General features: G+C 37.2%; 26 protein-coding genes, 1 tRNA gene and 1 pseudogene. 10 read left to right on the top strand and 18 right to left on the bottom strand.

Going from position 1 to position 24,004, the window contains the following annotated elements:
- The first annotated feature begins 4 nt into the window (after window positions 1-4).
- A complete protein-coding gene (locus tag BM266_RS03615) occupies window positions 5-451 on the top strand; it encodes a hypothetical protein (RefSeq protein ID WP_093405992.1) in 447 nt (148 codons plus the stop codon).
- A 66-nt stretch (window positions 452-517) separates the two neighbouring features.
- On the opposite strand, the gene BM266_RS03610 is transcribed toward BM266_RS03615, so the two are convergent.
- Entirely contained in the window at window positions 518-937 is a 420-nt protein-coding gene (locus tag BM266_RS03610) for a hypothetical protein (RefSeq protein WP_093405989.1), read from the bottom strand.
- Between the two features lie 109 nt (window positions 938-1,046).
- On the opposite strand from BM266_RS03610, the gene BM266_RS03605 reads away from it, so the two are divergent.
- Window positions 1,047-1,667, top strand: a complete 621-nt coding sequence (locus BM266_RS03605) for an SOS response-associated peptidase (protein WP_093405986.1) — start codon at window positions 1,047-1,049, stop codon at window positions 1,665-1,667.
- Here BM266_RS03605 and BM266_RS03600 read toward each other — a convergent pair.
- On the bottom strand, window positions 1,664-2,065 hold the full coding sequence (locus BM266_RS03600; protein WP_093405983.1) for a hypothetical protein: 402 nt from the start codon (window positions 2,063-2,065) through the stop codon (window positions 1,664-1,666). The two genes, BM266_RS03605 and BM266_RS03600, sit on opposite strands and share 4 nt — an antisense overlap.
- Window positions 2,066-2,557: 492 nt before the next feature.
- Window positions 2,558-2,631: transfer RNA gene (locus tag BM266_RS03595), tRNA-Met, on the bottom strand.
- Between the two features lie 181 nt (window positions 2,632-2,812).
- Between BM266_RS03595 and BM266_RS03590 the strand changes: the two genes are divergently transcribed.
- Window positions 2,813-3,199 (top strand): START-like domain-containing protein, encoded by a 387-nt coding sequence (locus BM266_RS03590; RefSeq protein ID WP_093405981.1) that lies wholly within the window; start codon window positions 2,813-2,815, stop codon window positions 3,197-3,199.
- An 83-nt stretch (window positions 3,200-3,282) separates the two neighbouring features.
- Window positions 3,283-4,128, top strand: a complete 846-nt coding sequence (locus tag BM266_RS03585) for an aminotransferase class IV (protein ID WP_093405979.1) — start codon at window positions 3,283-3,285, stop codon at window positions 4,126-4,128.
- On the opposite strand, the gene BM266_RS03580 is transcribed toward BM266_RS03585, so the two are convergent.
- The 5 genes from BM266_RS03580 to BM266_RS03560 all read right to left on the bottom strand — a co-directional run bounded on the left by BM266_RS03580 (window position 4,125) and on the right by BM266_RS03560 (window position 8,659).
- The gene (locus tag BM266_RS03580; protein WP_093406398.1) at window positions 4,125-4,685 is read right to left on the bottom strand and encodes a YqgE/AlgH family protein; all 561 of its coding nucleotides are present in this window, start codon (window positions 4,683-4,685) and stop codon (window positions 4,125-4,127) included. The genes BM266_RS03585 and BM266_RS03580 overlap by 4 nt on opposite strands.
- A gap of 122 nt (window positions 4,686-4,807) precedes the next feature.
- Window positions 4,808-5,080 (bottom strand): HU family DNA-binding protein, encoded by a 273-nt coding sequence (locus tag BM266_RS03575; protein WP_006990442.1) that lies wholly within the window; start codon window positions 5,078-5,080, stop codon window positions 4,808-4,810.
- A gap of 185 nt (window positions 5,081-5,265) precedes the next feature.
- A complete protein-coding gene (gene fmt / locus BM266_RS03570; RefSeq protein ID WP_093405977.1) occupies window positions 5,266-6,213 on the bottom strand; it encodes a methionyl-tRNA formyltransferase in 948 nt (315 codons plus the stop codon).
- Window positions 6,213-8,114: a RecQ family ATP-dependent DNA helicase gene (locus BM266_RS03565; protein WP_093405974.1), complete on the bottom strand. Its 1,902-nt coding sequence runs from the start codon at window positions 8,112-8,114 to the stop codon at window positions 6,213-6,215. Before BM266_RS03565 ends, fmt begins: the two co-directional genes overlap by 1 nt.
- 5 nt (window positions 8,115-8,119) lie before the next feature.
- Window positions 8,120-8,659: an AAA family ATPase gene (locus BM266_RS03560; protein WP_093405972.1), complete on the bottom strand. Its 540-nt coding sequence runs from the start codon at window positions 8,657-8,659 to the stop codon at window positions 8,120-8,122.
- Window positions 8,660-8,744: 85 nt separating this feature from the next.
- Here BM266_RS03560 and BM266_RS03555 point away from each other — a divergent pair, with 85 nt between their 5' ends.
- From BM266_RS03555 to murA, 3 genes are all read left to right on the top strand, one after another.
- Window positions 8,745-9,038 (top strand): DUF493 family protein, encoded by a 294-nt coding sequence (locus BM266_RS03555; RefSeq protein WP_093405969.1) that lies wholly within the window; start codon window positions 8,745-8,747, stop codon window positions 9,036-9,038.
- Between the two features lie 97 nt (window positions 9,039-9,135).
- Entirely contained in the window at window positions 9,136-9,771 is a 636-nt protein-coding gene (locus BM266_RS03550; RefSeq protein ID WP_093405967.1) for a DUF4290 domain-containing protein, read from the top strand.
- 15 nt (window positions 9,772-9,786) lie between these two features.
- Window positions 9,787-11,097, top strand: a complete 1,311-nt coding sequence (gene murA, locus BM266_RS03545) for a UDP-N-acetylglucosamine 1-carboxyvinyltransferase (protein WP_093405964.1) — start codon at window positions 9,787-9,789, stop codon at window positions 11,095-11,097.
- Between the two features lie 70 nt (window positions 11,098-11,167).
- Here the strand turns inward: murA and BM266_RS03540 are convergent, their stop codons facing one another.
- Window positions 11,168-12,628, bottom strand: coding sequence for a nicotinate-nucleotide adenylyltransferase (locus tag BM266_RS03540; RefSeq protein WP_093406396.1), 1,461 nt, complete (start codon window positions 12,626-12,628; stop codon window positions 11,168-11,170).
- 102 nt (window positions 12,629-12,730) lie between these two features.
- Between BM266_RS03540 and BM266_RS03535 the strand changes: the two genes are divergently transcribed.
- Both BM266_RS03535 and BM266_RS03530 read left to right on the top strand, forming a co-directional pair.
- Window positions 12,731-13,492: an MBL fold metallo-hydrolase gene (locus tag BM266_RS03535; protein WP_093405962.1), complete on the top strand. Its 762-nt coding sequence runs from the start codon at window positions 12,731-12,733 to the stop codon at window positions 13,490-13,492.
- A 1-nt stretch (window position 13,493) separates the two neighbouring features.
- Window positions 13,494-13,991 (top strand): hypothetical protein, encoded by a 498-nt coding sequence (locus BM266_RS03530; RefSeq protein ID WP_093405959.1) that lies wholly within the window; start codon window positions 13,494-13,496, stop codon window positions 13,989-13,991.
- On the opposite strand, the gene BM266_RS03525 is transcribed toward BM266_RS03530, so the two are convergent.
- The 9 genes and pseudogenes from BM266_RS03525 to BM266_RS03485 form a co-directional block, all read right to left on the bottom strand.
- The gene (locus BM266_RS03525) at window positions 13,988-14,644 is read right to left on the bottom strand and encodes an alpha/beta hydrolase (RefSeq protein WP_093405957.1); all 657 of its coding nucleotides are present in this window, start codon (window positions 14,642-14,644) and stop codon (window positions 13,988-13,990) included. The two genes, BM266_RS03530 and BM266_RS03525, sit on opposite strands and share 4 nt — an antisense overlap.
- Window positions 14,644-14,970 carry a DUF4870 domain-containing protein gene (locus BM266_RS03520; RefSeq protein WP_093405954.1) on the bottom strand — a complete coding sequence of 109 codons (327 nt, stop codon included), beginning with the start codon at window positions 14,968-14,970 and terminating at the stop codon, window positions 14,644-14,646. The genes BM266_RS03525 and BM266_RS03520 overlap by 1 nt, the downstream gene beginning before the upstream one ends.
- A gap of 45 nt (window positions 14,971-15,015) precedes the next feature.
- Window positions 15,016-16,266 carry a dihydroorotase gene (locus BM266_RS03515; RefSeq protein ID WP_093405952.1) on the bottom strand — a complete coding sequence of 417 codons (1,251 nt, stop codon included), beginning with the start codon at window positions 16,264-16,266 and terminating at the stop codon, window positions 15,016-15,018.
- Window positions 16,263-18,173, bottom strand: a complete 1,911-nt coding sequence (locus BM266_RS03510) for a BatA domain-containing protein (RefSeq protein ID WP_093405949.1) — start codon at window positions 18,171-18,173, stop codon at window positions 16,263-16,265. The genes BM266_RS03515 and BM266_RS03510 overlap by 4 nt, the downstream gene beginning before the upstream one ends.
- A 38-nt stretch (window positions 18,174-18,211) precedes the next feature.
- A complete protein-coding gene (locus BM266_RS03505) occupies window positions 18,212-19,414 on the bottom strand; it encodes a GAF domain-containing sensor histidine kinase (protein WP_093405946.1) in 1,203 nt (400 codons plus the stop codon).
- 56 nt (window positions 19,415-19,470) lie between these two features.
- Entirely contained in the window at window positions 19,471-20,706 is a 1,236-nt protein-coding gene (locus tag BM266_RS03500) for a GAF domain-containing sensor histidine kinase (RefSeq protein WP_245760379.1), read from the bottom strand.
- A gap of 245 nt (window positions 20,707-20,951) precedes the next feature.
- Window positions 20,952-21,218 (bottom strand): annotated as a pseudogene (locus BM266_RS03495) (DUF2400 family protein); the annotation flags it as partial.
- A gap of 25 nt (window positions 21,219-21,243) precedes the next feature.
- The gene (locus tag BM266_RS03490; protein ID WP_093405944.1) at window positions 21,244-22,302 is read right to left on the bottom strand and encodes a toxin-antitoxin system YwqK family antitoxin; all 1,059 of its coding nucleotides are present in this window, start codon (window positions 22,300-22,302) and stop codon (window positions 21,244-21,246) included.
- 56 nt (window positions 22,303-22,358) lie between these two features.
- A complete protein-coding gene (locus BM266_RS03485; RefSeq protein WP_093405941.1) occupies window positions 22,359-23,717 on the bottom strand; it encodes a recombinase family protein in 1,359 nt (452 codons plus the stop codon).
- Window positions 23,718-23,830: 113 nt separating this feature from the next.
- Here BM266_RS03485 and BM266_RS16910 point away from each other — a divergent pair.
- Window positions 23,831-24,004 (top strand): helix-turn-helix domain-containing protein (locus BM266_RS16910; RefSeq protein WP_317040948.1); only part of this gene is annotated, 174 nt, incomplete at its 3' end.

Below are 24,004 nucleotides of genomic sequence, written 5' to 3'. Positions count from 1 at the left end.
AACAATGAAAAAATTATTACTTCTTCTCTTAGCAATTCTATTTTATTCCTGTTCTTCTGAAGATGAGTCTTCAAACCAAATTGTAGGTAGCTGGCAGTATCAGGGAATAACAGAATTTATAGAAGAGGGGGAAACAATTGAAAGAGATCCTGCACCATGTACGGAAAATTCTATCATTACTTTTAGTAATAATGGGAGTTTCAAGTCTGTGGAATATACAGTGGACGTTGGTACTGGGGAGTGTATTATAAATGAATTAGCTACCAGTGATGATCTCCAATGGGAAGAAATTTCTAATGGGACTTTCAACATATTTAGTGACGAGAATTTAGGTACAGAATATGAAATTTCCTTCCCAGACAATAAAACGATGTGGATGATTTCGGGAGAAACTTACACCAGGGAAGAAGTAAACTATAGTTATAGGGCATATGTTTATAAAAAGATTTGAGGTTATGTAAGAAGCTTATGCATCAGGTTGACCTTGTAGCGTTTCCGGTTTCTACGTTTCTCTATCTTAACCAAATTTAATTTTTACCGGATCCCCCTGGTCAATTTGCATTTCTTCAAGGTGCAACCTTATTTGGATCTCTTCATTGGTTGTAGGGGAGCGGTAATAATAATCTACGTACAAAAATTCCTCCTGTTCTTTAGGAAATACAATTGTTATATTACGTTTACTTCTGTTTTCACAAATTAGTATAAGTCTGTCATCTAAAACTTGGGTTTCCTGGATATTTAATACTTCAATATCCTTTCCCTGTTTTGTTTCGGTTACAATAGTTACATCATTGGTTTCAAAAACGATCCTCCGGTCAACCCATTTAAATTCTGACCTGTAGATGTTGGGGTAAGTTTCAGTAAGAAAAGAGTAATAAACCTCCTGCCCAAAAAGGTTAAAGTGTATAAATAAAAATATTAGGCAAAGAGTTTTCATTCTATTAAAGATATGATATTAAACTGATTAAAGCTGTCGCCTAGCGCCTTTTGGTTTACCTACCCTTCAAATTCAACAGATTTTAGTAAATTGATATAAAATTAGAACTATGTGCTATCGAACTAAACTCAATGCTAAACTCAGTGATATAGAACGTACTTTAGAAGCGCGATTTATTGAACCCGAAGCCTATAAACCACAACAGGAAATCAATGCATTTACATTTTCAAAAACTCCAGTGATTTCAGATGAAAACCAAGGGGAAATCCAAATGTTTAATTGGGGATTAATACCATTTTGGGCCAAAGATGATAAAATCAAAAAAATGACCCTGAATGCTAAAATTGAGACTATATCTGAAAAACCATCTTTTAGAAATTCAGTGAAAAAACGTTGCTTGATTATTGCTGATGGTTACTATGAATGGCAATGGAAAGATCCCAAAGGAAAAGACAAACAAAAGTATCTAATTACTCCTACAGATCAGGAAATTTTTGCATTCGCAGGAATTTATTCTAACTGGATAAATCCACAAACAAACGAAGCTCTTAATACTTATTCCATTGTAACTACTGAAGCAAATGAGTTGATGGCTGAAATTCATAATAATAAAAAAAGAATGCCGGTGGTATTAAAACAACAGGATCATCAGGCCTGGCTAAATGGTCAGGATCATTCTAATTTTGCATTTCCCTATGAAGTACCATTAATTGCAACGGAAGTAGCTTAATTTTCTTTAAATCGTCTCATTTTAGATTTCGTTTCCAAAAATTTTTTTTCAAAAGATTCAGTAGGTAAATATTTTTCTGATTCCACTTCAAAATATCTCAACCGTCCACTAGCAACTTCCTTACTTACATTTATATCGTACATAAGCTTTTTAAACTGTTCGGTAATTTTATCTTTCCAGCTTGTTTTATCTCCAGAATAAATAGAATAACGAATAAATATATTTTCCACATCGTCCATTATCCAGGTTACTACAAATAAATCGATAAGATCCTTTCTGGATCCAATTCGCTTTCCCGAGAAGAAATAATCAAAAGTATATTCGGCCATATCATCGTTGATAATAGACTTGTCGAAATAATCATTTCTTGAAAATTCCCTTAATGGAGAGGTGTACATAATTGCTAAAAATAGAATTTTGTTCTGCTAAAAACTAATACTTCTAAATTCCAAATATAGGAAAATATCCAAAATTAGGAATAATTCCAATTAAGATATTAAGTATTACTAATGTTTTGTGGCACTAGAAGTTAAGATATAATGCATTCCAATGTCCGTTATCAGAAATATTGATCTAAATCCACTGATAAAATACAAGTAGATGTGCTTTAGAATTTTACAATAGGGTAAGGGAGTTATTGTATCAATTTAATTTTCTAAGAAAAAGAAAAGGTCTCTTTTTTTAAAAGTAAAATTGTTCAGAAAGTTACGATAAGGGATATGAAGGTGTATCTGAGAGAATAATCATAAAATTTATTTTCAATTGCTACTAAATGGTAATATTGAAAATTTTTTCATCAAATTTTCACGAAAATTCGTCATTCTGTACTTATTCTGTACTAGGTACAAAAATAAAAAGCTTCACATCTCTGTGAAGCCTTATTATTACTGTAGCGAGACCGAGATTTGAACTCGGGACCTCCGGGTTATGAATCCGACGCTCTAACCAACTGAGCTACCTCGCCATAACGTTGTAATCTGCCTATTGGCGTGCCTTTTCAGGTAATAGACTGCCCGTAAATGCGGGTGCAAATATAAAAACAATTTGGGTTGCCGCAAACATTATTTTCTAAAATATTTATTTTGTTTTCTTTTTATCTTTCCAATTAATATCTATATTGCCCGAACTAACTAATAAATCATAAAATGGAAGAAAAGATCAAGTACGAAATGGAATTTCCCATACACGCTTCTCCTTCTCTATTATATCAATACATTTCCACCCCTTCGGGCTTAAGTGAATGGTATGCCGATAACGTTAATTCCCGTGGTGAGATTTTCACTTTTATCTGGGAAGGCAGTGAGGAGAAGGCCAAGCTGGTAAGTAAAAAAAGCGATGAACGTGTGAAGTTCAAGTGGCTGGACGATGAGGATACTCCATATTTTTTCGAGATCAGGATTCAGGTGGATGATATTACCAAAGATGTTTCAATAATGATTACCGATTTTGCTGAAGAAGATGAAATTGATGAAGGCAAAATGCTTTGGGATAATATGATTTCCGATTTAAAACAGGTACTTGGATCAGTTTAATATTCAAGAGATAAACATTACCTTTGCCCCCGCCATAAATGGGGGCTTTTTTATGCTTCCTGATCAGTAATTTAAAGTGTTTTATGATAAATCTAAACGGAAACCTGGTAGAAGACCAGAATGCGAAACTTTCAGTATTTAACCGTGGACTTGCCTATGGAGACTCGGTTTTTGAAACCATTAGGGTGATAAACGGGCAGGTGATGTTTTGGGAGGATCACTACTTTAGATTGATGGCTTCTATGCGGATAATGAGGATGGAGATCCCGGCCAGTTTTTCTCCTGAATTTCTTGAAGAAAAAATGGGGGAACTAGTGGAAGCAAATGACCTGAAAAATTCGCCGGCGAGAATCAGGTTTACTGTTTTTAGAAAAGAGGGAGGTTATTATACACCGGCTACCAGAGAGATAGATTATATAATTACTGTGGCGCCTTTGAAAGATGCTTTCTATCTTCTGAATGAGGAAGATTATGAAATTGAGCTTTTTAAAGACCATTATATAACCAGCGGACTTCTCGCCACTATAAAATCCAATAACCGGGCAGTTAATGTTTTGGGAAGTATTTATGCTTCGGAAAATAATTATGAAAATTGTCTTCTATTGAATGAAAAGAAGAGTGTAGTGGAAGCCTTAAACGGAAACCTTTTTGTTGTAAAGGGAAACACGATAAAAACCCCGCCATTAACTGATGGTGCTTTAAATGGGATAACGCGTAAAAAACTGCTGGAAGTTATTAAAGATTTACCGGAATATACTCTGGAAGAAGCTTCTGTCTCACCTTTCGAACTTCAGAAAGCCGATGAGTTATTTATAACCAATGTGGTGTTGGGTATACAGCCAATTACCAAATACCGCAAGAAAAATTTCGATAATACGGTAGCGAGGGACTTGCTTTCAAAATTAAACGTGAAAGCGCGTTTGGGCTAGTTGTAAGTAGGATTCTCTGGGGCGTTAGACCATAAAAGGTAATCCCCACCAAGTTGCATCATTTTGTCTTTCCAGAACGAGATATAAGGCCTCTCAATTACTTCGGAAGCATGTTCATTTGTGGTGATGATCCAGGAATGCGAATTGAGTTCTTCATTAAGTTGCTCTGCTTCCCAACCTGAATACCCAAGAAAAAACCTGATCTGTTTTTCCGAAATTTCACCTTTCCTGATAAGGTCTATTACTACATCAAAATCTCCTCCCCAATATATGCCATTAGCGATTTCAATACTTTCGGGAATAAGTTCCGGTACTTTATGGATAAAGTACAGGTTATCCTGTTCTACGGGGCCGCCATTATAAATTTTGAAATCAGAATCTAATTCGGGAATAAGGTCTTTTAGATTGAAATCGAGAATTTTATTCAGGATAAAACCAACGGAACCTTTCTCGGAATGATCGGCAAGTAAGACTACAGAGCGATTAAATGCGACATCTCCAATTATAGAAGGTTCTGCTACTAAAAGATGGCCTTTGGTTGGTTTTAAAGCTATCATAACAGGATTCTTTTTATCTAAGCTACTATTTATTTGAAAAAAATCAAACATTTAAACAAAACTTTTGCATAAAAAAAGCCTTCCCGGGGGAAGGCTTCCTAATTTCGTACTAATACAATTTATTAGTTTACAGCTTTTTGCAGGTCAGCTCCGGCTTTAAATTTAACTACATTTTTAGCAGCAATTTTAATAGTTTTTCCGGTTTGTGGGTTTCTTCCTTCACGAGCAGCTCTTTTAGAAACTGACCAGGAGCCAAATCCTACAAGAGATACACGGTCTCCTTTTTTAAGTGACTTCTCAACATTTTCTAGAAAAGATTCTAAGGCTTTTTTTGCTGCTGCTTTAGAGATTCCAGCATTTTCAGCCATGGCATCAATTAAATCTGTTTTGTTCATAATTTGAATTTTAAATAAATTGTTGGTTAAACATTCTGTTAAATTGCTCTACAAATTTATATGGAATTCTTTCCCGTGCAAGTAATAACAAGGGAAAAGCGGCTTATTGTTAATAACTTTAACTTTTTGTTAATAAAGTTATGTAAGTTTTATGGATTTTTTGCTCCTTCAGTGGTGATAAGGGTTTACAGGAATTTTGCCTCATCGGAGAATTTAAATCCGTTTAAAAGATCTTTTACCTTCATTTTTCGTTTTCCCGGAAGTTGAATTTCATCTATTATTAAAAATCCTTTTTGTAGGGCTACTTTCAGGTTTTTATCCTCTATTAAAATTTTACCCTCAGGGAGATCATGCACAGCAGGTTCTTTATGACAATCAAAAATTTTCACCTTTAACTCCTCTCCATTGTTCTTTAGAATACACCAGGCCGCCGGATAAGGATTTAGACCGCGTATATGGTTGTAAACTTTATCAAGATCCTGAGTCCAGTCTATTTTTGTGTTTTCCCTGCTTAATTTAGGAGCTTCTTTTAAGGTACCGCTTTCAGCCTGGGGTATAGGCTTTACTTTTCCTTCTTCAATTTGCTGAAGGGTTTTGGTGATCAATTTTGCACCGGTATGCATTAATTTGTCATGAAGCTCGCCTACGGTTTCTTCCGGAGCGATTTCAACTTCCTCCTGTAGGATCATAGCCCCGGTATCTATTTTTTTATCCAAAAAGAAAGTAGAAACTCCTGTTGTTTTTTCTCCGTTCATTATTGCCCAGTTAATCGGTGCAGCTCCGCGGTATTGAGGTAGGAGGGAGGCGTGTAGGTTAAAGGTGCCCATTTTGGGCATGGCCCAAACCACTCTTGGAAGCATTCTAAAGGCCACCACCACTTGCACATCGGCCTGCAGCTGTCTTAGATCTTGCAGGAAGTCTTCTGATTTGAGACTTATTGGTTGTAAGACTTTTAAATTGTGCTCTACTGCGAATTGTTTCACAGCACTTTCTTGCAGTTTACGGCCACGGCCTGCGGGTTTATCGGGGGCGGTAATGACCCCAACCACGTTAAAGCCCTTTTTTAAAATTTCTTCTAAGCAATGAACCGCAAATTGCGGAGTACCCATAAAAACTATTTTCAGGTCTTTCATCAATCTTTAATTTTGTAAGTGTTTGTTTTAGTACGGTAAATTATTTCTTTTTCAGCTAAAAGTCGTAAAACTTCCAGAACGTGGTTTTCCGGATAATTTATATTTTGGGTTATATCGCGGGAAGTATATTCTTTCTGCTTTAAAAGAGGTATAATATCCCTGTAGATTTTATTCATTTCGGTTCGCGTTAAAACCTTTTTGGTAGCGGTGCAAACCGAACATATTCCGCAGTCCTCCACTTTATTTTCGCCAAAATACTCCAGTAATTGGCGGCTACGACAAACTTTTTCATTGGCTATGTAGTCTAGAATAGCCTGAATGTTGGCTTCTTTTGTTCTTTTTTGTTCTTTTATGTAAACTGAAAAAGGGTTAATAGTGGTGTCGTCCTCCCGCGGCATCCAAAATGTAATATTGGCATCGTGTTTAGCATGGGAGAAATCTGCGATTCCCTGTTTCTGAAGTTCGTCCAAAAGATGGAGGGCTTCCTTTTCATTAATTCCTGTTTTATCTGAAATTTTACTGAGGTTAATCCCGGTTTGGTTTTCCAGGACTCCGCCATAGGTTCTTAAGATAGCCTTAGCTAGCAAATTGTATTTAGGATTCTCCTCCAGAAAAAACTGTAATTGCCTGCCCGAAACAATAAATTGTAATTCGGTTTTTTTATAAAATTGTTCAGAAAGTTTGAGTATTCCGCAGCGATCCAACACCTGAAGGGCATTATAGGCTTTTATTGTATTAAATTGATAATGCTGACAAAACTGCCCGAAATTAAAATCGTGGCTTGTATTTTCTCCTTCTCCGTATGCGATTCTGAAATAAGAATTTAACCTTCGATATACCAGTTTTACATCTGCTACATCAGGGATTCCTGCCAGAAACTGATTCTTTAAAACCGGGATGTCGCTGGTATGGGTAATAATAGTTGCAGTCGCGGATTTTTCATCACGCCCAGCCCGCCCAGCTTCCTGGAAATAACTTTCAATAGATTCGGGAAGATTCAAATGGATAACTTGCCTAACATCGGGCTTATCTATACCCATTCCAAAGGCTGTGGTAGCGACTATAATATTGATTTTATTGTCCAGCCAATTTTGAAGTTTTTTTTGTTTCTCTTCAAACTTTAATCCGCCGTGAAAGGTTTCAGCTTTATAATTATTTTTTTTAAGGAAATTAGCGACCTCAATTGTTGCTTTCCGACTCCTCACATAAATAATAGCCGATTCCTCTTTTTTGCTTAAAAGCTGTAATAAGCGGTAATTTTTATCTTCAGCATTTAAAACATTGTAAGCCAGATTTTTTCTGAAAAAAGATTGTTTGAAAACTTCAGCATCTTCTAATTCCAGTTGGGTCACAATATCTTCTACCACCTTTTGAGTTGCAGTGGCCGTAAGGCCCATTACCGGCACTCCGGGTTTAAGCGCTTTAAGAATATTCACATTTCGATATGCCGGCCTGAAATCGTGACCCCATTGCGAAATACAATGCGCCTCATCTACAGCGATAAGGTTAACATTCATTCGTTTTATTCGTTCCTGGACTAATTCCTGCTGCAATCTTTCCGGAGATAGATAAAGAAATTTATAATTTCCGTAGATGCAATTGTCCAAAGCGGCATCGAGATCCTGAAAAGAGATCCCTCCGGTAAGCGCCATGGCCTTTATGCCTTTATTTTTCAACGCATTTACCTGGTCTTGCATTAACGCGATAAGGGGCGAGACTACAACACATATTCCTTCGCGGTATAGTGCCGGTACCTGGAAACAAACCGATTTTCCACCGCCGGTTGGTAGAAGGGCAATAACATCTTTATTTTGTAATGCAGCCTCAATTATTGGCCACTGCATAGGCCTGAAGGCTTTATGCCCCCAGTATTTTTCCAGTATGTGTGTGGCTTTTTGCAAATATATTATTCATCAATTGTCTTTAAAATAAATTCCGATCGCTCTCTTACAGGAATTTTTGGTACCTCAATGGGAGTGTAGCCGTAATTTTTATAGGTTTCCACAAGATAACTGGAAATGCGCCTGGATTCATTAAAAGATTCATATCGTTCATTATCGCTCACGTATATCTCCGGCCAGGGAGGTAAGATAAAAATTTTATCGTAGAGGTGATTCTTACAGGCTTCAATAAAATCAGATGGATAACTTGTTTTGAAGTATTCCATATAAGCGAGAACATCGGGAATTCCGCGATCGATAAAAACCGTAGTGGCCGGGAGCATATCGGCTTCTTTATGTTGCACGATTCGCCCCTCCAGCAATTTTTCGCTAAAGAGTAAGGGTTTATCCAGAAAAAGCTGGTCTATACCTTGTTTTTGGGCTTCGAGGGTAACCTGTCTTGAGATTTCGTGCAAGCATTCGTGGCCCTGGGCCTCTAACATTCGGATGATGGATGATTTGCCGGTGCCGGGGCCGCCGGTTATCACAATTTTTTTTGTTTTCACGCTGCAAATTTCGTCATTTGTATCCGATTATAAAAATGTAACCAATCTATGTATCTTTGCATTTATAAATGAAGAAAGAAAACTTATGAGCGAAGCAAGTAATCCGGAAGAATTTTACGCTAAACTTAAAGCGCAGTTGCACGATACCTCACTTTGGCCTACAGAATACCTTTATAAATTCATCGTTCCTACCAGGAAAGAAAAAGTTGAAAAAATAGAAGGAATTTTCAATAATATGGGAGCAGTGATCACTACCAAACAATCCAAAAACGGCAAATACACAAGTGTATCTATAAACGTGAGAATGAAAAACCCCGATGTCGTAATCGAAAAATATAAAGAAGTTGCCCGTAATGTAGAGGGGGTAATTTCTCTGTAACTATTAAAAATTTTGATATCGGAATATTTCTGGATAATATTTAGTATTTTGCAGCGATTAACTTCTACATAAAAGTATCACCTTATAAATTTCAATTTTGACACACGCATTAGAATATAACTCCGAAAGGAGTCACCTCATAATTCCTGAATACGGCCGACATTTACAAAAAATGGTAGATCACGCTATAAGTATTGAAGATGAAAAAGAGCGCAACAAAGTAGCCAGATCTATTATTGCCGTTATGGGAAATATGAATCCGCACTTAAGAGATGTATCCGATTTTCAGCATAAACTTTGGGATCAGTTATTCATTATTAGTGACTTTAAACTTGATGTGGAATCTCCCTTTCCAAAACCAACCAGGGAAATGCTATCTGAGCGTCCCGAGATGCTTGAATACCCTCAAAACTTTCCCAAATATCGTTTCTACGGAAACAATATTAAGCGAATGATTGATGAGGCAAAAAAATATGAAGAAGGCCCCCTAAAGGAGGCTTTGGTTTTGTCTATTGCTAATCATATGAAAAAATCTTATCTCAACTGGAATCGCGATTCTGTTGAAGATCAGGTGATTTTCGATCATCTAAATGAGCTGAGCAATGGTGCTATTAACCTAAAAAATACCGATGAAGATCTGAGCGAGGCAGCTAATTTATTGCGCAATAAGAAAAAGCACACTAAAGCACCTTCTAAGAAATCTAACCGTGGCAAAGGCCGCAAGCGTCACTAAAATCTTTTAATTTTCATGGGAACTTTCCAGATTGAAGGAGGACATCGTTTAAAAGGAAATATCCAACCGCAAGGTGCAAAAAACGAAGCTCTTCAAATTTTATGTGCAGTATTGTTAACTTCTGAGGAAGTAATTATTCACAATATTCCAGATATTCTTGATGTTAACAAACTCATCGGGCTTCTTAAGAACCTTGGAGTTAAAATCAATAAAAAGGGAAAGGGGAGCTATACTTTTAAAAGTGATGAGCTTAACCTGGACTACCTGAGTAGCGATCAATTTAAAAAAGACGGAAGTGGCTTACGAGGGTCCATCATGATAGTTGGTCCTTTACTTGCCCGCTTCGGAAAAGGTTTTATCCCTAAGCCCGGAGGAGATAAAATAGGCCGTCGCCGCCTGGATACTCATTTTGAGGGTTTTATAAAACTTGGGGCGGAATTCAGATATAACAAAGAAGAACGTTTTTATGGTGTAGAAGCTCCCAATGGCCTCAAAGGTAGCTTTATGTTACTGGAAGAAGCCTCGGTTACAGGCACTGCCAATATTGTTATGGCCGCTGTTTTAGCTGAAGGGAAAACCACTATTTATAATGCTGCCTGCGAACCCTATCTACAGCAATTATGCAAGATGTTAAATTCAATGGGAGCAAAAATTAAAGGCGTTGGGTCTAATTTGCTGGAAATTGAAGGCGTGAAAAACCTGAAAGGCTGTGAGCACACTATCCTTCCGGATATGATAGAAATAGGCTCCTGGATTGGGATGGCCGCAATGACTAAAAGTGAGATTACCATTAAAAATGTAAGGTGGGATATGCTGGGGTTAATCCCGACCACCTTTAGAAAATTAGGAATAACCATTGAGCAAAGAGGAGATGATATCTATATTCCTGCTCATACAGATGGATATGAAGTTCAAAGTTTTATTGATGGTTCTATAATGAATATCAGCGATGCTCCCTGGCCAGGATTCACTCCAGATTTATTGAGTATCCTGCTGGTAGTGGCAACGCAGGCGAGAGGAAGTGTGCTCATTCATCAGAAGATGTTTGAAAGCCGACTTTTCTTTGTCGATAAACTTATCGATATGGGAGCTAAGATCATTCTTTGTGATCCTCACAGGGCAACGGTGATTGGCCACGATTTTAAATCGCAGTTAAAAGCTACCACGATGAGTTCTCCCGATATCAGGGCCGGAATTTCTTTATTAATTGCTGCACTCTCTGCAAAGGGGGTATCACATATACATAATATCGAACAGATAGACCGTGGCTATGAACATATTGACGAGCGTTTAAAAGCTATTGGAGCAAAGATCACAAGGACCTGATTCCATATAAAATTAAAAAAGGCTGTTTTTCAATCTGAAAACAGCCTTTTTTTGCTTTTATTTTTCTAAGCTAAGCTTCGGTTTCGGCTTTTTTCTTACTTTCTTCATAATGAAAAAGATTTTGCTCTTTAATCATCTTAGTAGTTTTTTCAGGTATCATTTCTTCCCAACCTTCTTTTCCTTCACTTATCATTTGTAAAACTTCCCTGGAAAAGACACCTAATATTTCAGGGTTGTAATTTTTAATATCTTCTACACGTCCATTGTATTTGAAGAACTTATAGAGTTCTTTCATTCGTGGGTGCACTTTTAAATTATCACTGGTGGTAATTTCACCGGTTTCAGGATCTTTAAAAGGATAGAGATACACTTTTAAATCTTTGAAAAATAGCTTACCGAACGCTTCAAGGATTCCACCGCTTAAATGACGATAGTATTTTTCATCGAATACGTCTACTAGGTTATTAACCCCCATGGTTAGACCCATACGTTGTTTTGAGTATCTCGAAAAGTATTCAACTACGCGGTAATATTCCTGGAAGTTCGAGATCATTACTGTTTGTCCCAAGGAGCAAAGAAGTTTGGCGCGGTCCATAAAATCCCGTTCATCAATCTCGCCTTCAGCTCGCAGGTTTGAAAGAGTAATCTCAAAAATCACCTCAGTATTTTCTTTTTCTACCTTATTTTCGGCGAGGAACATTTCAAGAGATTTTTCGTACATATCCATGTTCACCTTGGTCACCGGACGAAAACTTCCGCGTAGCGCTAAAATATTTTTTTTGTAAAGCACGGCAGCAGGAAGCACGTTATTGCCATCGGGAGAAAACATCACGGCTTCGGTCATTCCGTTTTTAACCAGTTGTAAACTCATCAAACGGTTATCTACATTTTTAAAACGAGGACCGCTAAAGTTAATAGTATCTATTTCAATCTGATCTTTATCGATATGATCGTAAAGATACCGGAGTAATTTTTTAGGATTGTCGTATTTATAGTATGCACCATAAATAAGGTTTACCCCAAGTATACCCAGGGTATTTTGCTGGTGGCGGGCATCATTTTCATGAAATCTTATGTGAAGACTTATTTCGTTATAATCTTCATCGGGTTTAACCTGGTATTTAATACCAATCCAGCCGTGACCCTTGTATTTTTTGGCGAAATCTATGGTTGCGACCGTATTGGCGTAACTGAAGAATAATTTATTTGGATGCTTTTCCCGTGAAATACGATCTTCTATAAGGTTTATCTCGTGAGACAACATTTTCTTAAGCCGGGCTTCTGTCACGTAACGCTTGTCTTCTTCAATCCCATAAATGGAATCACTAAAATCCTTATCGTATGCACTCATTGCCTTGGCAATGGTCCCGGAAGCCCCCCCGGCACGAAAAAAGTTTCTTACAGTTTCCTGTCCTGCGCCAATCTCTGAGAATGTTCCGTAGATATTTTCATTTAAATTAATGCGAAGGGCCTTACTTTTTATTGAAGGAACGTTTTCAAATTCCTTGTCACCCATTATGGTTATTGGCATAATTCTTCTTTTAAAATTTCCTGTTTTTTGTCCTATCAAAGGTACTAAATCGTTAAAGTAAACAAAAAATTATATTTACTTTTGTGATTAAAATCATCTTTCTTGGAAGTTACATTTTTAGGCACAGGTACATCTCAGGGAATTCCAATTATAGGAAGCAATCATCCGGTTTGTTTAAGTAAGAATCCAAAGGACAAACGCCTTAGGGTTTCGGTATTGGTAGAGTGGGAGGGATATAATATTTTAATTGATTGTGGCCCCGATTTTCGAACCCAGATGCTTTCTAATAATGTTCAAAGACTGGATGCCATTCTCTATACCCACGAGCATAACGATCATACCGCTGGTCTAGATGATATTCGGCCCTTTTTCTTTCGCCAGGGTGATATTCCGGTATTTGCTCATAAGAGAGTGCTTAAAAGTTTGAGAAAGCGCTTTGATTATATTTTTGAAACCGAAAATAAATATCCGGGTGCCCCGGGTGTAATTGAGAAGGAGATTGAGAATAAACCTTTTCATTTTGAAGAGCTGGAAATAATTCCTGTGGACTTCGATCATAACAGGGTACAGGTTTTTGGATTTAGAATGAAGGATTTCGCTTACCTAACCGATCTTAAATCTATTGAAGAAGAGGAAATAGATAAGCTGAGAGATTTAAAGGTTTTGGTAGTAAACGCGCTTAGAATTGAACCACACCATTCTCATCTAAATCTTGAGGAAGCGCTGGAATTCATTGATAAATTAAAGCCAGAAAGAGCCTATCTTACTCATATTAGTCACCTCCTGGGTTTTCACGACGAAGTGCAGGAACAACTACCAAAAAATGTTTTTCTGGCCTATGACAATCTAAAAATCACAATTTAAAATGCGTAATAAAATATTATTGTACCTGTTTATTTTCAGTGTGCTTTTTACCATATTCATCTATGTAAACGATAAAAGAATTCTTGATTCCCTTCAGGAGGACAAGGCAAATCGGGAGCTTAAAATAGAAGAGCTGGAAACAGAAAATGAAATTCTTAAGTCTGAAAATGACAATCTCCGGTATTTTTCTCTGAAGGAAAACGATGATGCTATCACTTATTTTGAGAATATGGGCGTAAATTCAGATGAAGTAATCGCAAAAATTGAAGACGAGTTGATAAGCCGAAATCTTGCCGAGAAAGATAACGAGCTGGTGCCTTATGATGGAATGGAAGGGCTAATGCGTATCAATAAAATAAACGTTTTGAATCACAAATGGATCATCGCAGATTTTACCGATGGCACTTATTGGGGAGAGGTTTTTTTTAGCTATGAAGTGGATGAAGAAGGCCAGATCAATTTTACCCGGGAGAAATCTTTCCTTTATCCTTTAAATTAGAGCCTTTTTTCCAGCCAGGATTTAAATTCGAAAAAATTCTGAGGGGCTACTCCGTGACCCACAGGAAATTCTGAATACTGATTTTTTATTCCCAGCTTATCTAAAAATGGCTTGTTTTGGCGAGCCCATTCCACAGGAATAACCTGATCTTCTGAGCCGTGGGAACAATAAAAATCCAGATTTGAAAAATCATTCTTTTCATATCCGGTTTTTAGAATCCCCTTATTTATATAGCCGCTAAGTGCAACTATGTTTTTAACTTTTTCCGGGTAGGAGAGGGCAACCGCATGGCTAAGAATGCTGCCTTGGCTGAAACCGAGTAAACTAACATTGTTTTTATCTACTTTATACTCTTCTATAGCCTCATCTATAAAATCAGCGATTCTATCGCGCGATTCAACAGCCTGCTCATCGTCGCTGAACTTCCCATCAGTATTGTCCCAATGTATAGCATACCAGGCATTGCCGAAAGGTTGCATCGGGTAGGGTGCCTTTACCGAAATGATAAGAAATTCTCCGGGTAGTTCTTCAGCAAAAGAAAAAAGATCGTTTTCATCGCTGCCATATCCGTGCAACATAATGAGTAAAGGAGTTTTTTCAGAAGCAATAGCCGGTTTGCGAACCAGGTGATGTAGAGAAAGTGATGTTTGCATTAATTTATTGTACTAAACCATTTTTGATAATAATGCCCAAGGATAGGCACTACTTTTTGTTCCCCCTGGATTGCTGTTACGAGTCCGTATATTCCTAAAACAGCAATAAAAATATAAAAGGCAGAAGAAACAAGCCAGCTGTCGAAAAGGCCCACAAGAACGCCCAGGACATAAAAAGTGATATGAATTCCCAGCGCCTGTCGTATATGAAATGCGGCAAAAGTATTCTTGCTGTCAGAGTTCATGAAATAAGCTATTATAGTGCCTATAATGGTTAAATAAGCTACAATAGCTGCGGTTTTACCTTCTTCAACGAGGGTTTTCATCTTTGGAATTATTTATTTTTACAAAGGTATAAAATCTATGTTTCTTTAGACAGTAATGCTTCCCTTTTCCGTGACGACTCCTAAAGCTCTTCCCTTAATTTTATAGTCAAGAAAAATACTGTTTTTAGAGGTTGAAAATATATGGTCCAAACCGAAAACAGCTTCTTCTTTTACCTCAAACAGGCTTAGGTTTGCCGGGTTTCCTTCGGCAATCCCAGTATTTTTAATTTTAAACCTTTCCTTGCCTCGGGTGAGGAATTCCACGCTTTCTTCAGGAGTAAAAATGGTATTCAATGCTCCAAAAGCCGATTCTAAACCAATACTTCCAAAAAGTGCATTATCAAATTCTACTTTTTTATGTTCCGTGTCAATAGGGGTGTGGTCGCTTGTTACCATATCTATGGTTCCTTCTTTAAGGCCTTTTATAAGAGCTTTTACGTCTTTTTTAGTGCGAAGCGGTGGCAGAAGTTTCGCGTTAGTATTAAATTCATTTAAAAGCTCGTCTGTGAAGGTGAGATTGTGAATTGCTACGCTGCAGGTAACGTCCAATCCTTTCTTCTTAGCTTCTTTTATAAGCTTTACAGATTTTTCTGTGGAGATGGTTGGGATATGTAATTTTCCGCCGGTATATTCCAAAAGATACAGATCGCGGGTAATTTGTAATTCTTCCGCCAGGTCCGGAATTCCTTTTAACCCCAGCATCGTACTTTGGTGGTGTTCATTCACCATCCCATTACCTGCAATACGGTTTTCCTGCGGAAAAGATTGTACGAGAGCATCAAAATTCTGGGCATATTGGAGGGCTAGTTTCAACAAATTCGGATTGCCTACAGATTTTTTGTAGTCTCCAAAGGAAATAGCGCCTGCCTGTTGCATGTCATAGAGTTCAGCAAGGTCTACCCCCTTGCTTTTAACGGTTAAAGCCCCAACCGGAAGTAAGCTTACCGGATGTTTTCCCGCTTTAGACAAAACCGAAGTAATTGCGCCGTTATTATCCAGAACAGGGGAAGTATCAGGGTTTAATGCCACAGAGGTAAATCCGCTTTTGGCTGCTGTATCTAAGCCATTGGCGATGGTTTCGCGCTCTTCGAAACCCGGCTCTCCAAAACTTACACTCGAATCGAACCAGCCCCTGGAAACGTGTAGATCTTTAAAAGAGATACTCTGGTTGGCATTTGTTTGAATATTGGGCCCAATCTTTTTTATGATTCCATTTTCTATTAAAATGTCAACTGTTTTCTTATGAAAATCGGACTGACGGTCTAAGATGGTGGCCGATTTAATGAGTAGTTTCATTTGAGGTATTTTAAAAGGAGCATTTCTGCGGTTAAAAAAATCAGTGCTAAAATAACAAACCATTTCCAAAGCGCCTTGCTTTGAGTTGCGCTTCGTACATTATTAAAATATTCCGAAACCGAATTGTACACTTCTGCATCGTTAAATTCTTCGCTGTAAAGAGCGTTACTTTCTTCTCGGGAGTAGTTATAACTGATGTTTCCGGTTTCCTCGCCCTTATAGATAATGCTGAAGTTTCCGGCGGTTTCCGGCAGATCTTCGTTATTAAGCCGAACCTTACCGGCGAAAGCCTGCTGGGCCGGAATAAAATTTTCATTTTCAGAAACAAGGCTCACCACCTCATCGCCGCTGCTTTCTACGGGCACTTCTATTTGGTTAGTGCGGTTCACCTGGTAATACAATTGAGGTAAAGCCAGGGCTGTACGGCCCAGGTTATAGAATATCGGTACTACGAGGGGAGCATTCTTAAAGTTTGAATTTTCACTGTTTATGGGAGCAGCAAAAAGGTAGATATTCCCCTGTTCACTTAAGAAAGCCGAATTATCCTGAAAGCCCAGAATCTTATTTCCTCCAGTTAGCCTATAGTGATTTTTAGCCCTGGGATAATCGAAATTTTTGATTTCATTCTCAAAGACACCGTTCAAAAGCGGGTGCTCAAAAGCGATATTCGTAATAAGCAGTTCCTGGGATTGCAGGTTTCCGTAGCCGGATGCGGGCAGGCTACCAAGAAATGAATTGACCGCGGTATTTTCTTCTGAAGGGATGATCACTATAGTTTTTCCTTCTTTATGCATTTTCTCCAGGGAAATTCTTAAAGATGATGGCATTTCTTCCAGCTCATTCAGAATAATAAAACTGGCCCTTGAAAGCAAATTGTAATCAATATTTTCCGAAGTGAAATTATGGAATTCAAATTCAGGTCCAGTAAAGATTCGGTTAAGAAAACCGGCCTGGCTTAATTCCCTTGAAATTGCAGCTCCCTTAATCTCCTGGGGAGGATTAATGCTGAAGTATAATCTGTTATCATATTGTAAGCCGTTGTCTTCAATCTCCAACCTGCCGGCAGGAAACTGTTCGTTTCTCAATTGAAATTTACCTTCAAGACGCTCCTTGTTATCTAAACTAAAGGTTTTTCTGGCTAGTAATTCATCAGCATTAAAAGCACTTACCGTGATCTGGTCTGAATTTTCCCTGTTGCTTTTCAGAATAAAATTCAGCTGCAAAAACTCCGGGTCACGCTCTTCAATATAAAGGCTGTCCAGGCTAAAGTTGATATTATTTTCAGCCTTATATGGTACGAGGTGATAGCTGATCTTGCCTTCAAAATTTTCAGGGAATTCCATTTGTTGCTGGAAATCTGAAAGCATAATCACTTCAGAAGGGATTTCCCTATCAGAAAACTGAGAGGCTTTTACCTCAATGTCCTGGAAATCCAGAGATTTGGAGGAAAACCCCGTTTGCTCAAGCCTGGTTTTTAACTCTTCAGCATTCAGGTTTTTATACTCTTCAGTATTGGTGATAAGGTGAAAATCTCCTTCCTCGGGAATATTTTTTAAAAGGTCTTGTATAGCAGTATTCAGGAGTTCGCCAGATTTTCCAATTGCCTGCATACTGAAGGAGTTATCCAGGTAAATCACTTTTTCTGAAGTTGTTCTGTTTTGGTCTCTGGCCGGTAGGTAGGGTTGAGCGAAAGCGATAATAATACTTCCCAGGGCTATCATTCTGGTAAGCAGCACCAGCCATTTTTTTAGGCGGGAGCTTTTTCTGGTTTCGCGGGAAATCTTTTTAAGGAACTTTACGTTTGTAAAATCTTCTTTTTGATATTTTCGGAGTTGGAAAAGGTGAACAAGCAGCGGAATTAGCAGAAACACAAGGGCGAAAAGAATTTCCGGCTGTTTGAAATGCATGCTGACTTAAATGTTTTTCAAATATAGGAAATGAAACGCTAAAGCCTCTTAATCCTGAATTTAAAATTACTGCCCACTCCGGGAGTAGATTGAACCTCTATTTGCCCGTGCATATTTTCTATGTGCTTCTTTACGGTGGCCAGGCCAATTCCGCTTCCCGGGTTACCGTAACGATCGGTTGCATCTAAAGTGGAGAAGAGTTCAAAGGCTTTTTCTACCTTTTCAGGCGGGATCCCATTTCCGTTATCTTCAACTTCGAATTTATAAAAGCCATTACTTTCTTTAAATCGAATATCGACCTTTCGCTGTTCTTTATCGTTATATTTTAAGGAATTGCTCAAAAGGTTCATAAACACCTGAGTAAGTGCTAATTTATTAATATTCTGAAGTTTTCCTTCTTTGGGATAATTGATCTCAATATCATCAGAAATATTATAAAGACCTACAACACCTTTTAAGAGCTCCGCAAGGTCTACATCCTCATAATCCTTTTCGAGAATATGATCGCTGCGGTAAAAGTTTAGAATTCCATCTACATAATTCCGAAGGGAATAGGAGGAGTCGACTAAAAAATTCAGATATTCTTTGGTTTGCTCGTCCAGTTTATCCTCATTTTCATCTTTCAGGAGTTCTGTAAGGGAAATGATATTAGCAAGCGGCGATTTTATATCGTGAGAAACAAGACTAGCGAATTTCTCAAGCTCTCGGTATTTTTGTTTTAAAGAACGCTGTACGTGATGTAATTTATAGGTTTGCTTTCGGGCTTCGAAAAGGTTCATGCATTGGTTAGCTAAAGCTTCCAGAGATTTAAGCTGATTTGATTTCAGCATTCTGGGTTTAACATCAAATACACAAAAAACAGCTATAGCGTGCCCCTGTGAATTTACCAAAGGCACCCCGGCAAAAAACTGGTAATCACGGTCATAAAGACCCTTAGCCTTTTCAAATACTTCAGGCTGTTCTGCTCTTTGAAGGATAAGAATTTTTTCTCCGGATTGTATACTGAGTTCGCAAAAGGAATTTTGACGGGGAATAGAGGAAAGTTCTGTGCCATAAACTGCTTTATTCCAGACTTCTTCATTTGCGATAATACTAATTTTGGCGACTGGAACCTCACAAATTTCGGCAGCAAGAAAGGTTAATTGGTCATAATCCTTGTCAGGATCCGATTTGAAAATGGCATATTGTGCTAAAGCAGCACGGCGCATTTTTTCGTTAACTGACACTGTTTTTTGTTGCATACCCTTTTTACAATATATTAAAATTAATGCAACTCAATAAATTTAATGCTGGCTGTTTACAAGTTGCGTTTTGCCGAAAAGGTGAATTGTGTGCCCTGGCCTGGTTGGGAGTTAACTTTTATATTTCCTCCCAGATTTTTAACCAATCTTTTTACGGTAGAGAGCCCAATGCCATTCCCTTTATTTCCTTTTCTGTCGGTAACAGCTAAAGTTGTGAAAATTTGAAATATTTCTTCTTGTTTGTCTTGTGGGATACCAATCCCGTTATCGCTGATACTGAAATAATAAAAATCTGGGGTTTGTCTGAAATCAATGTCTATGACAATCTTCTCGCTTTCATTATATTTCAAACTATTACTTAGAAGATTCAGAAAAATCTGTTCCAATGCAGCACGGTTTGATTGGATGATAATATTCTCATTGGGTAGGTTTATATCTACATTATCGCTGATATTAAAAAGATCAATGATTTCCTCCAGCATATGGTGCAAATCGAATTCCTGCTTTTTCAGATCTGAGGTATCATTGCTTTCATAATGAGTTAATAAGCTATTGATGTAATCGCTTAAATTTAATCCCGCATTTTTTAAATTTTTAAGATATTTAAGTCCTTCTTTTCCTAGTTGGTCACCGTATTTAGCTTTTAATATGTCGGCGGTAATAATCATATTGGCCAATGGCATTTTCATATCGTGAGAGACCACTCCTGCAAAATCTTTTAAGGCTGTATTATGTTCCTTTAATTCTTTCTCTATCTGTTCGAGATGCTTGTTTTTTCTTCTTAGTTCGAATAAAACTTCCACGTGTTTGGCAAGGGCTTTTAGAGCAATCTTTTGCTCTTTGTCAAGTTTGTTGGGTTTAGTATCCAGCACACATAAGGTTCCCAGGGCAAAACCATGATGATCTACCAGGGGCATTCCCGCATAAAATTGAACCGGGTTGTTTTCATCGAGAGTAAAAGGATTGTCTTTAAAGCGTTCATCCAGGCGGGTGTCATTCACAACCATTAATTGTTTTGGCTTTAGAATAGCGTGGGCGCAAAAGGAAATTTCCCGACTGGAACCATAAATTTCAGTTCCATATCTCGATTTAAAATACTGTTCTGACTCTCCAACCAGTGAAATAAGTGAAACCGGGGTTTTACAAATGAAACTTGCGAGCTTGGTGATGTTATCAAATTCAGCTTCCGGAGAGGTATTAAAAATTCCAGCCTCTTCCAGAGAAGCTAATCTTTCTAGCTCATTTCGCGATATCGCTGGTTTGATCATCTGTTTAGCCCCTGTCTTTATCATAAATAAATAATTAACCTAAATTAACAAAAAAAATTGACATATGTTAAAATAAGATTAAAAAAGTTTTAGCCTAGGTTTCAGGGGAATTAGTAAAGTTAAAGTTAATTGGTTTTATTGCTGTTGCTTGTTTCAATGACTTCTCGAGAAAATGGAATCACTTGGGAAAACCTTATTTCGTATAATAAAAAAAGGCGTACCAGAACCGGGAGGAGGTTGTATCTATCTATCCAGGTAAGCTAAATTTGTTAGAGCTTTTCATTGACTCCAATTCCAAACAATGCGAAATCATATTTAACAGGATCAACCGGGTCCATTTTCCGAAGGGAATTATCAAGCTCCATTAGGGCTTTTGCATCGTTCGCTTTACGTTTTAGAAGCTTTAATTTGCGAGCCACGTTGCCCGAATGAACATCCAATGGACAACTTAATTGTTGAGATTGTAAGCTATCCCAAATCCCAAAATCAACGCCGGATGGATCTTTTCTAACCATCCACCTTAAATACATATTAATGAGGTTAAATAGGGTGATTTAATAACTAAAATAGCTTTTCGTCAAGTAACTTGCCTTCTTCGAATGTTTTTAATTTAATTAATTTTCCTGACTCATTCCATTTTTTTACGATACCATGGGTTTTATTATTTTTCAAAAAACCTTCTATCTCGATTTGGCCATTTTTGTAGTATTTTCGATAAATACCATTACGTACATCATCTAAATGGCTTGTTTCTACCTTTAAACTACCATCCTCATAATAAGATTTGAATATACCATCCATTTTTCCCTGGAAATAACCGATTTCAAACTGAAGATTACCATTTTCAAACCATTCGTTATAATATCCGTGATTTAAATCATTCTTTATACGACATTCAATTTTCTTCTTACCATTTGAAAACCATTCAGTATGTATTCCACCTAAATCATCATATTTATAATTAGTTTCTAAATAAGGATTTCCGTTTTCAAACCATTCTTTTTCGGAAATTAATTCATCATTCTCCCATACATCTTCATATTTTAATTTACCATTATCAAAATACTCTTTTTCAATACCATCAGCTACTATATCGGTCCATACATCTGATTGTTCTTTTTTCTCATTATCATACCATTTTTTCTCACCTTCCCTCTTACCGTTTAACCACTTTTCCTCAGAAATTAGATTTCCATCCTCGGCCCATTCCTTCCAAACGCCATGCGGCTGGCCATTTTGATATGATTTTTCGTATTTAATTTGTCCATTTTCATACCAGGATTTCCAATTCCCATCGGGCTTATTTTTTTTCCATGAATAATTATAAGCCATATTTCCATTTTCCCACCAACCCTCGGAAACGCCATCGAGATGACCATCACTATTTATACCTTCCGATTTTAAACGGCCATCATCAAACCACGATTTCTCTATTCCATTTTTTCTACCATCTAAATAAAGCGCCTCATATTTTATCCCACCATTTGGATAGACCTCATAACCAATCCCATTAAATAATTTACCATTCAGATAAACTGTAGTTTTTTCAAGTTTAAAATCTGGTATGACCTTAAGATTGGACATTTGAATTTTTGGTAAATTGGTGTAGTCTTTATTCATAATACTTATAGATTAATTTGAAATTTTGAATAGTCGTAATAAATTGAATTTACTATTTAAATATTAAAATCGTACAACTCATCCTTTTTCAGCACTACATTGGGTGTTTCTATATTAACTTTAGAATACCCTTCGTTAGGAACTTCTTTTAATTTTTCCAAAAGTTTGGGGACTTCCCAACCTTCATATTCCTTATCCCACATCTCAAAATGTTTTAATGCATCAATAAGCTTTTCCTTTGGCCAGTTTTCTGTTGATGCCAGGTAATCCAGGAGCTCATTATCTTGTTGTTTATCTTCTTCGGTACGGGGTACAACTTGAGTATGCCTCATGTTAATCCATTTCATCTGGCCATGAGTAGTTGCGAAAACGGACTTCTTATCAAAACCCCGATAATTTATTTGAACAACAAAATATTTTTGTTCGGGCATATGATTTACCACAATCGATTCAATTATACCATGTACTGACTTTTTAATTTCATCAAAATTCATTTGATAATTAAACGCTCCGAAAATTCTATCAAGCCTGGCATTCCTTTGTACTAAGGATTGTTGGGCTATTTCTTCTCTTTTGTTTTCAATATCGATGTTTATTTGTTCCAGGTCATTTTTAACTTTTAGGTAATCATCCTTAACATCCTCTTTTAAATTAGGGTCGATGAGTAGTCGATACAAATGTTTAATGGATACCTGGATTTGCTTTTCTTTCTTTTTTAAATCCTCTAATTCCTTTTTTAAAACATCAACTTTATCAGATGGTTCCTTAAGGTTCTTAAGCTTCTTATATAGGTCTTCGGTGTCAAATAGGTGATTTAAGATAAATGATTCGAAGCGGGGGATATTTAAACCTCTAGCTGAACTACATTCCTTTCCTGCTGCCCGACCTTTACAAGAATAAGTTTTATTACGACCACTAGTTTTAAATTTTCCTCTGAGCTCAGAATCACAGTTAGCACAAAAAATTAATCCGTTCAACAAATACTTAAACTTTGTTTTTGGTCCAACATTCTTTTTATTCTGCTCCAGGTTACGATTGACCTTTTCCCATAATCCAGGTTCAATTATTGCATCAATTTGGACGGAAACATCACCATAATTTCTTTCTCCCTTATGGATTGGGTTTTTTATTATGTCGTGAATTACATTGCCTCTCCATCCTACATTATCCCTAGGGTAGCTAATTGTGCGTTTGGTGTACTTATCCTTTCTCTCTATTATCTTACCTTTAAATTTCACTGATTTAGTGGGAATCCCTTCTTTATTAAAAATGTTGGCAATAGTATAAGTTCCCACACCTTCCAAAGACATCTGAAATATTCGTTTTACTATGGGTGCTTCTTTTTCGTCAATTACCAAATATCCATGCTCATCTTTTTTATAACCGTAGGCAGGTATACTGCAAAAAACGGTCATAGTATACCACCCTGGCCGGATTAAAGTGAACCACCTTGGCCGGGACAAAGTGAACCACTTTAGCCGGAGTAAATTGAGCCACTAAAAAATCGATTCTATTTGTAAGAAGCCAAATGTCTTTTTTTGTAAAAAAGACCATGGCCAACAAACAGATAGATATGCGAAAAATAAAACAGATTTTTAGGTTGTACAGCCAGGGCGTCAGTAAACGCCAGATAAGTTCAAGTTTGGGTTTATCACGCAACACCATTACTAAATACATCGCCTTTTTTCAGCGTTACCAGTTT

Source organism: Salegentibacter flavus, from assembly GCF_900115145.1.
GTDB classification, from domain to species: domain Bacteria; phylum Bacteroidota; class Bacteroidia; order Flavobacteriales; family Flavobacteriaceae; genus Salegentibacter; species Salegentibacter flavus.
The sequence above is the reverse complement of the archived record's forward strand: the minus strand, read 5'-3'. Positions and strand labels throughout refer to the sequence as shown.

Coding starts and splice junctions, on each gene's coding strand:
- BM266_RS03485 (WP_093405941.1), bottom strand. CDS start 23,717: ATGACCGTTTTTTGCAGTATACCTGCCTACGGTTATAAAAAAGATGAG.
- BM266_RS03505 (WP_093405946.1), bottom strand. CDS start 19,414: ATGCAACAAAAAACAGTGTCAGTTAACGAAAAAATGCGCCGTGCTGCT.
- BM266_RS03615 (WP_093405992.1), top strand. CDS start 5: ATGAAAAAATTATTACTTCTTCTCTTAGCAATTCTATTTTATTCCTGT.
- BM266_RS03525 (WP_093405957.1), bottom strand. CDS start 14,644: ATGCAAACATCACTTTCTCTACATCACCTGGTTCGCAAACCGGCTATT.
- BM266_RS03500 (WP_245760379.1), bottom strand. CDS start 20,706: ATGATAAAGACAGGGGCTAAACAGATGATCAAACCAGCGATATCGCGA.
- BM266_RS03585 (WP_093405979.1), top strand. CDS start 3,283: ATGATAAATCTAAACGGAAACCTGGTAGAAGACCAGAATGCGAAACTT.
- BM266_RS03490 (WP_093405944.1), bottom strand. CDS start 22,302: ATGAATAAAGACTACACCAATTTACCAAAAATTCAAATGTCCAATCTT.
- BM266_RS03580 (WP_093406398.1), bottom strand. CDS start 4,685: ATGATAGCTTTAAAACCAACCAAAGGCCATCTTTTAGTAGCAGAACCT.
- BM266_RS03600 (WP_093405983.1), bottom strand. CDS start 2,065: ATGTACACCTCTCCATTAAGGGAATTTTCAAGAAATGATTATTTCGAC.
- BM266_RS03540 (WP_093406396.1), bottom strand. CDS start 12,628: ATGCCAATAACCATAATGGGTGACAAGGAATTTGAAAACGTTCCTTCA.
- murA (WP_093405964.1), top strand. CDS start 9,787: ATGGGAACTTTCCAGATTGAAGGAGGACATCGTTTAAAAGGAAATATC.
- BM266_RS03590 (WP_093405981.1), top strand. CDS start 2,813: ATGGAAGAAAAGATCAAGTACGAAATGGAATTTCCCATACACGCTTCT.
- BM266_RS03520 (WP_093405954.1), bottom strand. CDS start 14,970: ATGAAAACCCTCGTTGAAGAAGGTAAAACCGCAGCTATTGTAGCTTAT.
- BM266_RS03515 (WP_093405952.1), bottom strand. CDS start 16,266: ATGAAACTACTCATTAAATCGGCCACCATCTTAGACCGTCAGTCCGAT.
- BM266_RS03605 (WP_093405986.1), top strand. CDS start 1,047: ATGTGCTATCGAACTAAACTCAATGCTAAACTCAGTGATATAGAACGT.
- BM266_RS03530 (WP_093405959.1), top strand. CDS start 13,494: ATGCGTAATAAAATATTATTGTACCTGTTTATTTTCAGTGTGCTTTTT.
- BM266_RS03555 (WP_093405969.1), top strand. CDS start 8,745: ATGAGCGAAGCAAGTAATCCGGAAGAATTTTACGCTAAACTTAAAGCG.
- fmt (WP_093405977.1), bottom strand. CDS start 6,213: ATGAAAGACCTGAAAATAGTTTTTATGGGTACTCCGCAATTTGCGGTT.
- BM266_RS03610 (WP_093405989.1), bottom strand. CDS start 937: ATGAAAACTCTTTGCCTAATATTTTTATTTATACACTTTAACCTTTTT.
- BM266_RS03575 (WP_006990442.1), bottom strand. CDS start 5,080: ATGAACAAAACAGATTTAATTGATGCCATGGCTGAAAATGCTGGAATC.
- BM266_RS03510 (WP_093405949.1), bottom strand. CDS start 18,173: ATGCATTTCAAACAGCCGGAAATTCTTTTCGCCCTTGTGTTTCTGCTA.